Below are 12169 nucleotides of genomic sequence, written 5' to 3' on the forward strand. Positions count from 1 at the left end.
GCGTGGCCGTCGAGGGAGCGCGCCAGCGCGTCCCGGGCTGGGACCGCTGGCGCCGGCCCGCCGTGCTCGACGCGGTCGGGGAGTGGGTCCGGGAGCGGACCCGGTTGCTGGACTCCCCGCTCGCGACGCACCACGTGCTGCTGGCCACCACGTCCGTGCTCGTGGTCATCGGGCTCGTCATGGTCCTGTCCAGCTCCAGCGTCGAGGCGCTGACGAGGTACGGGAGCCCGTTCTCGATCTTCAAGAACCAGGCGACGTTCGCCGTCCTGGGCGCGGTCGTGCTCACGGTCGCCAGCCGGGTCCCGGCCCGGACCTGGCAACGGCTGGCCCTGCCCGCCCTCGCGGGGGCCGCGGTCCTGCAGCTCCTGGTCTTCGTGCCGGGCGTCGGCAAGGTCGTCAACGGCAACCGGAACTGGATCGTCATCGGCGGGTTCCAGGCCCAGCCCTCCGAGGCCGCCAAGGTCGCCCTGGTCCTCGCCCTCGCCCTCGCCCTGACGCGCCGCCGCGACTGCCTGGGGGAGCCGGTCAAGCTCCTGGGCGCCATGGCGCTGCCCGTCGGGCTCACCGTCGGCATCGTCCTGCTGACCCGCGACCTCGGGACCGCGCTCATCATGATGGCCGTCGTCGTCGTCATGCTGTGGGTGGCCGGCATCCCCGGCCGCTGGTTCGCCCTGGCCGGCGCGGTGACCGCGGCGGTCGCCGTCCTCGCCGTCGTCACCAGCGACAACCGCATGAACCGCGTGCAGCACTGGATCTCCGGCGCCGCGTCCGCCGACGACATCCGCGGCCTGGCCTGGCAGCCGGTGCAGGGCCAGTACGCCCTGGCCTCCGGCGGGTTCTGGGGCCTGGGCCTGGGCGCGTCCCGGGAGAAGTGGTCGTGGCTGCCCGAGGCCCACAACGACTTCATCTTCGCGATCATCGGCGAGGAGCTGGGCCTGCCCGGCACCCTGACCATCCTCGTGCTCTTCGGGGTCATCGCCCTGGCGGTGATGCGGCTCGTGCGGCGCTCGCAGGACCTCTACACCAAGCTCGCCGTCGCGGGCATCGGCGCGTGGATCATCGGGCAGGCCCTCATCAACATGGGCGTGGTCCTCAGCCTGCTGCCCGTCATCGGGGTCCCGCTGCCGCTCATCTCCGCCGGGGGGTCCGCGCTCGTGCTCACCCTGCTCGGCATCGGCATCCTGCTGTCCTTCGCGCGCGCCGAACCCGGGGCCCCGGAGGCGATCCGGGCCCGGGAGTCGGTCGTGGCGCGGTCGCTGGCGGTGCTGCCGCAGCGCGGCTCCGCCCGCCGGCGCACCCGGCGCACCCGCACCGGGACGGTGGCGCGGTGAACGTCCTGCTCGCCGGCGGGGGGTCGACCGGGCACGTCGCCCCGCTGCTGGCCACCGCCGACCGCCTGCGCCGGCGCGACCCCGCCACCGGGGTCCTCGTCCTGGGGACCGCCCAGGGGCTGGAGGCGCGCCTGGTGCCCGAGCGCGGCTACGAGCTCGTGGTCGTCCCGCGGGTGCCGCTGCCGCGCAAGCCCTCCGGTGACCTGCTGCGCCTGCCGGCCCGGCTGCGGGCGGCCGTGGCCGGTGCGGCCCGGGCGATCCGGCAGGTGCAGGCCGACGTCGTCGTGGGGTTCGGCGGCTACGTGGCCGTCCCCGCCTACCTCGCGGCCCGCCGCGCGGGGGTGCCCGTCGTCGTCCACGAGCAGAACGCCCTGCCCGGGGTGGCCAACCGCCTCGGCGCGCGCTGGGCGCGCAGCACGGCCGTCACGTTCCCCGGCACCCCCCTGCGCGCGGCCGTCCACACGGGCATGCCGCTGCGCTCGGAGGTCGTGGCCCTGGCCCGGGCCGCCGACCGCGACGCCCTGCGCCGCACCGCCCGCCGCGAGCTGGGCCTGGACCCGGACACCCCGACCCTGCTCGTGACCGGCGGGTCGCTGGGGGCCCAGCGCATCAACGACGTCCTCGGCGCGTGCGCCCCCGACCTGCTGGGGGCGGGGTTCCAGGTGCTGCACGCGTGCGGGCGCGGCAAGTCCGTGCCGCTGCCGGCGGGCACCGACACCACGCGGTACGTGGTGCGGGACTACCTCGACGGCATGGACACCGCCTACGCCGCGGCCGACCTCGTCGTCGGGCGCAGCGGCGCCGGGACCGTCAGCGAGCTGACCGCCCTGGGGCTGCCCGGGGTCTACGTCCCGCTGCCCATCGGCAACGGCGAGCAGCGCCGCAACGCCGAGTCCGTCGTGGCCGCCGGCGGGGGCGTGCTCGTCGCCGACGCCGACCTCGACACCGCGTTCGTCCGCGCCCGCGTGCTGCCCCTGCTGTCCGACCGCGCCGCCCTCGCCGACGCGGCCCGCGCCGCGGCCGGGTTCGGCGTCCTGGACGGCGACGAGCGGCTCGCCGACCTGGTCGAGGCGGCGGCCCGGTGACCGGCTCGCCCGCGCTGAGCGACCTCGGGCGCGTGCACCTGCTGGGACTGGGGGGTGTCGGGGTCTCGGGCGTCGCCCGGCTCCTGGCCGCCCGCGGCGTGCAGGTCTCCGGCACCGACGCCGTGGACTCCCCGACGCTGCACCGGCTGGCCGAGCTCGGGGTCCGCACGTGCGTGGGCCACGACCCGGCCAACCTCGCCGACCTCGGCGCCGGTGACACCCTCGTCGTGAGCTCGGCCGTCCGCGAGGGCAACCCCGAGCTCCTCGCCGCGCGCGAGCGCGGGATGCGCGTGCTGCACCGCTCCCAAGCCCTGGCCGCGCTCATGGCCGGCCGCCGGGGGGTAGCCGTGGCCGGCACGCACGGCAAGACGACGACCACCTCGATGCTCGCGGTCGCGCTCGTCGCCGCCGGTCTGGACCCCTCCTACGCCATCGGCGGGGAGCTGACCGGGGGCACCGACGGCGGGGCCCGCGACGGGTCCGGCCCCTTCGTGGCCGAGGCCGACGAGTCCGACGGCTCCTTCCGCGCGTACGCCCCCGTCCTCGACGTCGTCACCAACGTCGAACCCGACCACCTCGACCACTACGGGACCGCCGAGGCGTACACGGCCGCGTTCGAGGAGTTCCTGGCCCGGTTGCAGCCCGGTGGCCTGCTCGTCGCCTGCCTCGACGACCGCGGGTCCGCCGCCCTGGCCGCCCACGCCCGCGAGCGGGGGGTCCGGGTCCGCACCTACGGCACGTCCGCCACCGCCGACGTCGTGCTGACCGACGTGCGGCTCGGCCCGGCCCCCACCGCCCGGATCGACGACGGGACCGGGCCGCGGGAGCTGCGGCTCGCCGTCCCGGGCGAGCACAACCTGCGCAACGCCGCCGCGGCGTTCTGCGCCGCCGTCGAGCTCGGCGCCGACCCCGGTGCCGTGCTGGCCGGGCTGGCCTCCTTCGGGGGGGCCCGCCGCCGGTTCGAGCTCAAGGGCGAGGCCGCCGGGGTGCGCGTCGTGGACGACTACAGCCACCACCCGACCGAGGTCGAGGCCCTGCTGCGGGCCGCCCGGCCCGTCGCGGGGGAGGGCCGCGTGGTGGTCGTCTTCCAGCCGCACCTGGTCAGCCGCACCCGGACCTTCGCCCGGGAGTTCGCCCGGGCGCTGGCCCTGGCCGACGAGGTCGTCCTGCTCGACGTGTACGTGGCGCGCGAGGACCCCGACCCCGCCGTCACCGGGGCTCTGATCGCGGACGCCGTGCCGCTGGAGGCCGGGCACGTCCGGTACGTGCCGCGCCTGGAGGACGCGACCGCCGTCCTGGCCGACCTGGTGCGCCCCGGCGACCTCCTGCTCACCGTCGGCGCCGGAAACGTCACGACCCTGGGCCCGCAGGTGCTCGAGACCCTGGGGCGGCGCTGATGGCGCGCCCCACCCGGCCCCGCCAGCCGTCCCCGCCGCCGGTGCCGCCGGCACCGAAGACGAGCGGGGCCCCGCAGCGGCGCCGGGCCACCCGCGCCACCCCCTCCGCCGCGTCCCCCGCCGCGCGCGCCGTCCGCCCGGCCCGGCCCGCCCGGCCGGCCCGTCCCGCGCGTCCGGAGCCACCGGCGCGGCCCACCACGTCCCGCCAGCGGCCGGCCGGTGGTGCCCGGGCCCGGGTCGCCGACCTCGCCGGGGCTCGCCGCGCCCGCCGCTGGCGTCCCGGTCGCCGCTCCCTGGCCGCCCTCGGGGTGCTGCTGGTGCTGGCCGTGGCGGCCGGGTGGCTGCTGCTGGCCTCCCCGTGGCTGCGCGTGGAGCAGGTCCGCACCACCGGCGTCGAGCGCACCGACCCGGCCGCGGTCCAGCGCGTCCTGCGCGGTGTCGAGGGCACCCCGCTGGCCGGGGTGGACACCCGGTCGCTGACCCGGTCCCTCACGGCGCTGCCGCTGGTCCAGGGGGCCGACGTGTCCCGGTCCTGGCCGCACACGCTCGTCGTGGCGGTGCACGAGCGGCAGGCCGTGGCGGCCGTGCCCTCGACCGCCGGGGGTGTCGACCTCGTCGACGGGGAGGGCAACGTCCTCGTCCACGCCGACGCCGCGCCGGCGGGCGTGCCGACGCTCGACGTCGACGTCGACCGGGCCGGCAACGACGCCCTGCAGGCCGCGATCACCGTCAACGCCTCCCTCGGCGAGGAGCTGCGCAGCCAGGTCGCCTCCATCTCCGCGACCGGCCCGGACGCGGTGACCTTCCGGCTGGCCGAGGGGCCGGAGGTCGTCTGGGGCGACGAGGGCCGGCCCGAGCGCAAGACCGAGGTGCTGCTGCGGATGCTCGCCGACCCGGCCGTCGCGGCGGCCACGTCGGTCGACGTCTCCGCCCCCGACGCCCCCGCCGCCACCCCCTGACGCCTTACCCACCGATCCCCCCCGCCGCTCGGAGCCTATCGGCGCTCCGCGTCAACGACCCCGACCCCGCCGCCCGCAGTGGCAACCGCAAGTCGTTCCCTCATCACTCAAAGTGACAGCGGCCCTCGGATCCGCGTCCGAACGACGTGTTGCCGCGACACGCCGGGGCTGTGGTTGCCTCAACCCCGTTCCGATCCCTACGGTCACCACCCAGCAGCACGTGACATAACGTTGACCCTCTACTTGAGGGTCAGGGTTTTGCAGCACAGACGGACCAGGCGAAAGAGGCGAGAGGCAACCACCGTGGCAGCTCCGCAGAACTACCTAGCGGTCATCAAGGTCGTCGGCGTCGGCGGCGGTGGTGTGAACGCGGTCAACCGGATGATCGAGGTCGGCCTCAAGGGCGTCGAGTTCATCGCGGTGAACACCGACGCGCAGGCGCTTCTGATGTCGGACGCCGACGTCAAGCTCGACGTCGGCCGCGAACTCACCCGCGGGCTCGGCGCCGGCGCCGACCCCGAGGTCGGCCGCAAGGCCGCCGAGGACCACGCCGAGGAGATCGAGGAGGTGCTCAAGGGCGCCGACATGGTCTTCGTCACCGCCGGCGAGGGCGGTGGCACCGGCACCGGCGGCGCACCCGTCGTGGCCCGCATCGCCCGGTCCCTGGGCGCCCTGACGATCGGTGTGGTCACCCGCCCGTTCGTCTTCGAGGGCCGCCGCCGCGCGAACTCCGCCGAGAGCGGCATCGCCGAGCTGCGCGACGAGGTCGACACGCTCATCGTCATCCCCAACGACCGGCTGCTGTCGATCTCCGACAAGCAGGTCAGCATCCTGGACGCCTTCAAGTCGGCCGACCAGGTCCTGCTGTCCGGTGTCCAGGGCATTACCGACCTCATCACCACCCCGGGTCTGATCAACCTCGACTTCGCCGACGTGAAGTCGGTCATGCAGGGCGCGGGGTCCGCCCTCATGGGCATCGGTTCCGCGCGCGGGGACGACCGCGCCATCCACGCCGCCGAGGCCGCGGTGAACTCCCCGCTGCTGGAGGCCAGCATCGACGGCGCCCACGGCGTCCTGCTGTCGATCCAGGGCGGGTCCGACCTCGGCCTGTACGAGATCAACGAGGCCGCGCGCCTGGTCCAGGAGGCCGCGCACCCCGAGGCGAACATCATCTTCGGCACGGTCATCGACGACGCCCTCGGCGACGAGGTGCGCGTCACCGTCATCGCCGCCGGGTTCGACGCCGGCACCCCCAAGAGCCGCCGCGACGAGCGCGCCCTGGGGCAGGTCTCGGGCCGCCCGGTGCCCGCCAGCGCCGTCCCGCCGCGCACCACGCGCCCCGCGACGCCCGAACCGTCCTACTCCGAGCCGCAGCAGCAGCAGTACCAGCAGCCGCAGCAGCCCGCCCCGTCCTACGCGGCCCCGGCGCCGCAGTACGCGCAGACCCAGCAGCCGGCCGAGCCGCAGTACCAGCAGCAGCACGAGCAGCAGCCGCAGCACCAGCAGCCGCAGCACCAGCAGTCGCAGCAGCCGCAGCACCAGCAGTCGCAGTACGCCCAGCAGGCCCCCCAGGTCGTGCCCTCGCCGGACCCGGTGCAGGTGCCCCGCATCATCGAGCTGCCGCAGGACACCACGGCCTCGCGTCGCCCGAGCCGGCCCCGGCCCGAGGAGGACGACCTGGACGTGCCCGACTTCCTCAAGTGAGCCCCGCGGGTTCCTGAGGTGGGCATCCACGGTCCCCTGAGCACGCTCCCGCTGCTGGACGCCGGCCTGCCGGCCGGCGTCCGCGGCGGGTTCACCACCCGCGCGGGCGGGCGCAGCCGCACCCCGTACGCCGGTCTCAACCTCGGCGACCACGTCGGGGACGACCCGGCGCTCGTCGCCGCCCACCGCGAGGCCCTGCGCCGCGCCCTGGCCGCCGACGCGCTCGTCGTGCCCCGGCAGGTGCACGGCGCCGACGTCGTCGAGGTCGTCAGCCCGCCGGCGACGGCCCCGCAGGCCGACGCCCTGTTCACCCGGGTCCCCGGCATCGCCGTGGCCGTCGTCGTGGCCGACTGCGTCCCGGTCCTGCTCACCGACCCCCGGGCCGGTCTGGTCGGGGTGGCCCACGCCGGTCGTCCGGGCCTGGTCGCCGGGGTCGTGCCGGCGCTGGTCGCCGCGATGCGCGCGGCCGGGGCCCGCGACCTCCACGCCGCTCTGGGGCCCTCGGTCTGCGGGGGCTGCTACGAGGTGCCCGCGGGCATGGCCGAGGACGTGGTCGCCCTCGTCCCGGCGGCCCGGGCCCGCACCCGTCGCGGCACCCCGGCCGTCGACGTGGCCGCGGGCGTGCGGGCGCAACTGGCCGGGCTCGGGGTCCCCTCCCGCGACGTGGCCCGCTGCACGGCCGAGGACGCGGACCTGTACTCCTACCGCCGCGACGGCACCACGGGCCGCTCGGCCGGGGCGGTGGTGCTGGCGTGAGCCGCACCGAGGAGCTGGCGGCGGCCCTGGCTCGCACCACGCACCGCGTGCGGGCCGCGGCCCGCGCCGCCGGCCGGGACCCGGCCGGGCTGACGCTCGTCGTGGTGACGAAGTTCTTCCCCGCCGACGACGTGCGGCACCTCGCCGGTCTCGGCGTCCGCGACGTGGGGGAGAGCCGCGACCAGGAGGCGTCGGCCAAGGCGGCCGAGCTGGGCGACCTCGCCCTGCGCTGGCACTTCATCGGCCAGCTGCAGACGAACAAGGCGCGCTCGGCGGCTCGGTACGCCGACGTCGTGCACTCCGTGGACCGGACCCGGCTGGCCACCGCGCTGCAGGCCGGGGCCGCTCACGCCGGCCGGCGGATCGGCTGCTTCGTGCAGGTCGACCTCGCCGCCGGGCTGGGCCTGGACGCCGACGCCGGGCGCGGCGGGGCCGGCGGGGACGACGTGCTGCGGGTGGCCGAGGCGGTCGCGGCCGGTGACGACCTCGACCTGCTCGGGGTCATGGCCGTGGCACCGCAGGACGTCGAGCCCGAGCGCGCCTTCGCCGAGCTGGCCCGCACCGCGCAGCGGCTGCGGGCCGAGCACCCGGGCGCCGTGCAGGTCTCGGCCGGCATGAGCGGTGACCTGGAGGCGGCCGTGGCGGCCGGGGCGACACACCTGCGTGTCGGCAGTGCGATCCTCGGATCTCGTCCACCCGCGCGGTAGCGTCCGACACCGGGCCGCGTCCCCCGCGACCGGCCGCGTGCACCACCACAGCACCACCCGAGCAGCACCACCGCACCACTTCAGAACCGCCCGACGACCCACGAGCACGATCCCGAGGAGCCTGCGATGGCCGGCGCGCTGCGCAATGCGATGGTCTACCTCGGCCTCGCCGAGGACGACCGCTACGCCGAGGACGCGGAGGTCGAGCAGACCCGGCCGCGGACCGAGACGACGTCCGCGGCGCGTCCGGAACCACGGGAGCAGCCGCGTCCCGAACCGCGCCTGGAGGTGCGGCACGATCCCCGTCCGGAGCCGGCGGCCGAGCGTCGTCCCGCCGCGACGACGGCCCAGGTGACCCCGATCAGGAAGCAGGTGGCCCACGTGGTCTCCCAGACCTCCAGCTCCGCGACCTCCTCGGCGTCGGCGGAGCTGCACCGCATCACGACGATCCACCCGCGCACGTACAACGAGGCCAAGATCATCGGTGAGTCGTTCCGCGAGGGCGTGCCGGTCATCATGAACCTCACGGACATGGACGACTCCGACGCCAAGCGGCTCGTCGACTTCTCCGCCGGGCTGGTCTTCGGGCTGCACGGGGCCATCGAGCGCGTCACCAACAAGGTCTTCCTGCTCTCCCCGCAGAACGTCGAGGTCGCGACGCAGGAGGAGGAGCGTCCGGTGGAACGGACCTTCTTCAACCAGTCCTGACGGGTGGCGCCGGACCCCGCCAGGCGTCCCGATCAGGCAGGATGATGACGTGGCCGTGGTCTTCAAGCTCCTCGAAATCGTCGTCCTGCTCTTCTTCATCTGCCTCATCGGGCGCCTGGTCCTGGACTGGGTCCAGGCCCTGTCGCGCGAGTGGCGCCCCCGCGGGGTCGTGCTCGTGCTCGCCGAGGTCGTCTACACCGTGACCGACCCGCCGTTGAAGGCGTTGCGCCGGATCCTGCCGCCGCTGCGGCTGGGGGCGGTCCAGCTCGACCTGGCCTTCCTGGTCCTGGCGATCCTGTGCTCGATCCTCATGCCCACGTTCGACGGCCTGTCCCAGCGCGCGGCCCTGGCGGCCTGACCCGGGCACGGCCGCCGGGCCGCCCCGGCTGTCCGGGCCGGGCACGATCACGTCCGCTACGGTGTGGCCGAACCGCCGTCCGCCCGGGCGGTCCGCCGGAACCCGCTCGTCAGCAGAGGTGTTGAAGATGCCGCTCACTCCCGAAGACGTCGTCGAGAAGCGTTTCAACCCCACGCGCGTGCGGGAGGGGTACGCCCAGGACGAGGTCGACGACTTCCTCGACGAGGTCGTCGCCGAGCTGCGCCGCCTCAACGCGGAGAACGCCGAGCTGCGCGGGCAGCTGAACCAGTGCCAGTCCCGCGTCGCCGAGCTCACCCGCTCCGGTGCGGCGGGCGCCCCCAGCGAGACCACGGGAACCACGGGAACCGCCGGGACCACGGGAACCACCGGGACCTCGGAGGCCACGGGGTCGGCGCCGGCCCCGACCCGGGCCCCGTCGCTGGACAAGGCCCCCGAGTCGGAGCCGGAGCCCGCGCCCGAACCGGTGCGTGAGCCCGAGCCGCAGCCGGCCCTGGTCGCGGCCGCCGCGGCCCAGCCGGCCGGGGACGACGCCGCCGCCCGCGCCGCCGGGGTCATCGCCCTGGCCCAGCGCCTGCACGACGAGTACGTCCGCGAGGGCGAGTCCCAGCGCGACGCGCTCGTCCTGGCCGCGCAGGAGCAGGCCGAGCGGGTCGTCGCCGACGCCGAGGAGCGTCGGGACCGCACGCTGGGGGAGCTGGAGGGCCGGCGGGTCGCGCTGGAGCAGACCATCACCCAGTTGCACGGCCGCGAGAGCACCTACCGCGAGCAGCTCGAGCACTTCATCGCCTCCCAGCTGGAGGACCTGCGGCGCGTGGCCCGCGTCGTCCCGGACGACGCCCTGCCGCGCTGACCGGACCTGTCTGCCCGCAGCCGCCGCCCCGTCCGGGGCGGCGGCTGTCGTCGTTCCGGCCCGTGCTCCGGGGGGTCCCGGACGGACCACGTGTGACAACTTTCTGTTTCCGGTTGCTCACTATGGGTGATTGTCTTTAGTGTCTCCCGCACGCGGCAGCACAGCCGCGCAGGACGAGAGGGGGGACCACGGTGCACGGAGTGTCGGCGGGGACGACGGAGACCACCACGACGGCGGGCGCGGCGGTCGAGGCCGCGACGGGCCGGGCCGCGCGGGCCGCGGCGGTGCGCGAGCTGCCGGTGAAGGAGTCCGAGGAGGCGTGGACCCCCCGGGAGCTGGCCGAGGTCCGCGCCGAGCTCATGAGCGAGGTCGACCGGCTGACCCGCCAGCTCGACGACGCCACCTCCTCCTTCTCCGCCCTGGTGCGCTCCAGCGGTGAGGGGTCCGGGGACGACCAGGTCGACCACGGCGCCACCACCGCCGGGCGCGAGCACGAGATGACGATCGTCAACAACGCCCGCGACCTGCTCGAGCAGACCCAGCGCGCGCTGGTCCGGATGTCCTCGGGCGCCTACGGCGTCTGCGAGTCCTGCAGCGGCGCCGTCGGCAAGGCCCGCCTGCAGGCCTTCCCCCGGGTCACCCTCTGCATGCCCTGCAAGTCGCGCGCCGAGCGTCGCTGACCCGCCGACGAGCCGTCGCCGACGGGTTCCCCCTCCCGGGCCTCGCGGGCCCGGGGGAGGGACCGGTCGTGGGAGACTGGGCCGGCCATGAGCCCAGCCCAGACACCCCCCGAGCACCCCGCCGCGCCCGAGCCCCCGCGTCCCCGGCGCGCCCTGTGGACCCTGGTGGTCTGGGCCGTCGTCTACGCGCTGGACCAGGTGACCAAGGTCCTGGCCGTGGCGAACCTCGAACCGGGGGTCGCGCGGCCCTTCGTCGGTGAGGTGCTGCAGTTCCACCTCATCCGCAACCCCGGCGCCGCCTTCAGCTTCGCCACCGGCGCCACCTGGATCTTCACGGTCCTCGCGGCCGTCGTGGTCGTGGTCGTGGTGCGCATGGCCCGCAGGCTGCGCAGCCTGCCATGGGCCCTGGCCCTGGGGTTCCTGCTCGCCGGGGCCACGGGCAACCTCACCGACCGCCTGCTGCGCCAGCCCGGCGTCGCGCGCGGGCACGTCGTGGACTTCCTGCAGCTGCCGCACTGGCCGATCTTCAACGTCGCCGACGCCAGCATCTGCGTCGCCGCGGTGTTCATCGTCGTGCTGGCCGTCCGGGGCACCGGGCTGGACGGCACCCGGGAGACCCGCCCGGCCTCCTCCCGGACCACGCCGGCGCGCAGCGAGGCCGACGGTGCCTGAGGTCCGCAGCCTGCCCGTGCCCGACGGCCTGGAGGGCGAGCGCGTCGACGCCGCCCTGTCCCGCCTGCTGGGCCTGTCCCGCACCCGCATCGCCGAGCTGGCCGCCGACGGCCTCGTCGTCGTCGACGGCGCCGCCGTCGGCAAGTCCGACCGGCTGCGCGCCGGGTCGTGGCTGGAGGTCGAGGTCCCCGACCCGCCGGCGGCGCCGGCCCTGGTGGCCGAGACGGTCGAGGGCCTGACGATCGTCCACGACGACGACGACCTCGTCGTCGTCGACAAGCCCGTGGGCGTCGCGGCGCACCCCAGCCCGGGCTGGACGGGACCGACCGTCGTGGGCGGGCTGGCCGGCGCGGGGTACCGCATCGCCACCTCCGGGGCCGCCGAGCGTCAGGGCGTGGTGCACCGCCTCGACGTGGGCACGTCGGGCCTCATGGTCGTGGCCAAGAGCGAGCACGCCTACACCGCGCTGAAGGCCGCCTTCAAGGAGCGCACGGTCGAGAAGGTCTACCACACGCTCGTCCAGGGCCACCCGGACCCGTTGCGCGGCACCATCGACGCCCCCATCGGCCGCCACCCCGGCAGCGCGTGGAAGTTCGCAGTCACCGCCGAGGGCAAGCCCAGCGTCACCCACTACGAGGTGCTGGAGGCCTTCCGGGCCGCCGCGCTGGCCGAGGTGCACCTGGAGACGGGCCGCACCCACCAGATCCGCGTGCACTTCTCCGCGCTGCGCCACCCGTGCGTGGGGGACCTCACCTACGGGGCGGACCCGACGCTGGCGGCCCGCCTCGGCCTCACCCGGCAGTGGCTGCACGCCGTCCGGCTCGGCTTCGCCCACCCCGGCACGGGGCAGCCCGTGGAGTTCACCAGCTCCTACCCGGCCGACCTCGCCACGGCCCTGGAGCGCCTCGCCGACTGACCCGTCTCCGGGCGGGTGTCGGGCC

At 75.8% G+C, this 12169-nt stretch carries 13 protein-coding genes; all 13 read left to right on the forward strand.

Going from position 1 to position 12169, the window contains the following annotated elements:
• Positions 1 to 2 precede the first annotated feature (2 nt).
• The 13 genes from ftsW (at position 3) to AB2L27_RS04840 (ending at position 12144) form a co-directional block, all read left to right on the forward strand.
• Positions 3 to 1331 (forward strand): putative lipid II flippase FtsW, encoded by a 1329-nt coding sequence (gene ftsW / locus AB2L27_RS04780; protein ID WP_370440325.1) that lies wholly within the window; start codon positions 3 to 5, stop codon positions 1329 to 1331.
• On the forward strand, positions 1328 to 2416 hold the full coding sequence (gene murG / locus AB2L27_RS04785) for an undecaprenyldiphospho-muramoylpentapeptide beta-N-acetylglucosaminyltransferase (protein ID WP_370440326.1): 1089 nt from the start codon (positions 1328 to 1330) through the stop codon (positions 2414 to 2416). The genes ftsW and murG overlap by 4 nt, the downstream gene beginning before the upstream one ends.
• On the forward strand, positions 2413 to 3813 hold the full coding sequence (gene murC / locus AB2L27_RS04790) for a UDP-N-acetylmuramate--L-alanine ligase (RefSeq protein WP_370440327.1): 1401 nt from the start codon (positions 2413 to 2415) through the stop codon (positions 3811 to 3813). Before murG ends, murC begins: the two co-directional genes overlap by 4 nt.
• The gene (locus AB2L27_RS04795; RefSeq protein ID WP_370440328.1) at positions 3813 to 4772 is read left to right on the forward strand and encodes a cell division protein FtsQ/DivIB; all 960 of its coding nucleotides are present in this window, start codon (positions 3813 to 3815) and stop codon (positions 4770 to 4772) included. The genes murC and AB2L27_RS04795 overlap by 1 nt, the downstream gene beginning before the upstream one ends.
• Positions 4773 to 5075: 303 nt before the next feature.
• Positions 5076 to 6476 carry a cell division protein FtsZ gene (ftsZ, locus tag AB2L27_RS04800; protein ID WP_370440329.1) on the forward strand — a complete coding sequence of 467 codons (1401 nt, stop codon included), beginning with the start codon at positions 5076 to 5078 and terminating at the stop codon, positions 6474 to 6476.
• 18 nt (positions 6477 to 6494) lie between these two features.
• Positions 6495 to 7232 carry a peptidoglycan editing factor PgeF gene (gene pgeF, locus AB2L27_RS04805; protein ID WP_370440330.1) on the forward strand — a complete coding sequence of 246 codons (738 nt, stop codon included), beginning with the start codon at positions 6495 to 6497 and terminating at the stop codon, positions 7230 to 7232.
• Positions 7229 to 7939: a YggS family pyridoxal phosphate-dependent enzyme gene (locus tag AB2L27_RS04810; RefSeq protein ID WP_370440331.1), complete on the forward strand. Its 711-nt coding sequence runs from the start codon at positions 7229 to 7231 to the stop codon at positions 7937 to 7939. The genes pgeF and AB2L27_RS04810 overlap by 4 nt, the downstream gene beginning before the upstream one ends.
• Before the next feature lie 126 nt (positions 7940 to 8065).
• Positions 8066 to 8647, forward strand: a complete 582-nt coding sequence (locus AB2L27_RS04815) for a cell division protein SepF (protein ID WP_370440332.1) — start codon at positions 8066 to 8068, stop codon at positions 8645 to 8647.
• 49 nt (positions 8648 to 8696) lie between these two features.
• A complete protein-coding gene (locus tag AB2L27_RS04820; protein WP_370440333.1) occupies positions 8697 to 9005 on the forward strand; it encodes a YggT family protein in 309 nt (102 codons plus the stop codon).
• A gap of 127 nt (positions 9006 to 9132) precedes the next feature.
• The gene (locus AB2L27_RS04825) at positions 9133 to 9876 is read left to right on the forward strand and encodes a DivIVA domain-containing protein (RefSeq protein ID WP_370440334.1); all 744 of its coding nucleotides are present in this window, start codon (positions 9133 to 9135) and stop codon (positions 9874 to 9876) included.
• Between the two features lie 191 nt (positions 9877 to 10067).
• Entirely contained in the window at positions 10068 to 10556 is a 489-nt protein-coding gene (locus tag AB2L27_RS04830; RefSeq protein ID WP_370440335.1) for a TraR/DksA family transcriptional regulator, read from the forward strand.
• An 87-nt stretch (positions 10557 to 10643) separates the two neighbouring features.
• Entirely contained in the window at positions 10644 to 11228 is a 585-nt protein-coding gene (lspA, locus tag AB2L27_RS04835; RefSeq protein ID WP_370440336.1) for a signal peptidase II, read from the forward strand.
• Complete coding sequence (locus AB2L27_RS04840; protein WP_370440337.1) at positions 11221 to 12144, forward strand: RluA family pseudouridine synthase; 924 nt, start codon at positions 11221 to 11223, stop codon at positions 12142 to 12144. Before lspA ends, AB2L27_RS04840 begins: the two co-directional genes overlap by 8 nt.
• Positions 12145 to 12169: the final 25 nt, after the last annotated feature.

The sequence above is a fragment of the Kineococcus halophytocola genome, from assembly GCF_041276425.1.
Classification (GTDB): domain Bacteria; phylum Actinomycetota; class Actinomycetes; order Actinomycetales; family Kineococcaceae; genus Kineococcus; species Kineococcus halophytocola.

What these genes read in the sequence shown, in the direction of transcription:
- AB2L27_RS04815 (WP_370440332.1), top strand. Translation starts at nt 8,066, where the DNA reads ATGGCCGGCGCGCTGCGCAATGCGATGGTCTACCTCGGCCTCGCCGAG.
- lspA (WP_370440336.1), top strand. Translation starts at nt 10,644, where the DNA reads ATGAGCCCAGCCCAGACACCCCCCGAGCACCCCGCCGCGCCCGAGCCC.
- AB2L27_RS04795 (WP_370440328.1), top strand. Translation starts at nt 3,813, where the DNA reads ATGGCGCGCCCCACCCGGCCCCGCCAGCCGTCCCCGCCGCCGGTGCCG.
- AB2L27_RS04825 (WP_370440334.1), top strand. Translation starts at nt 9,133, where the DNA reads ATGCCGCTCACTCCCGAAGACGTCGTCGAGAAGCGTTTCAACCCCACG.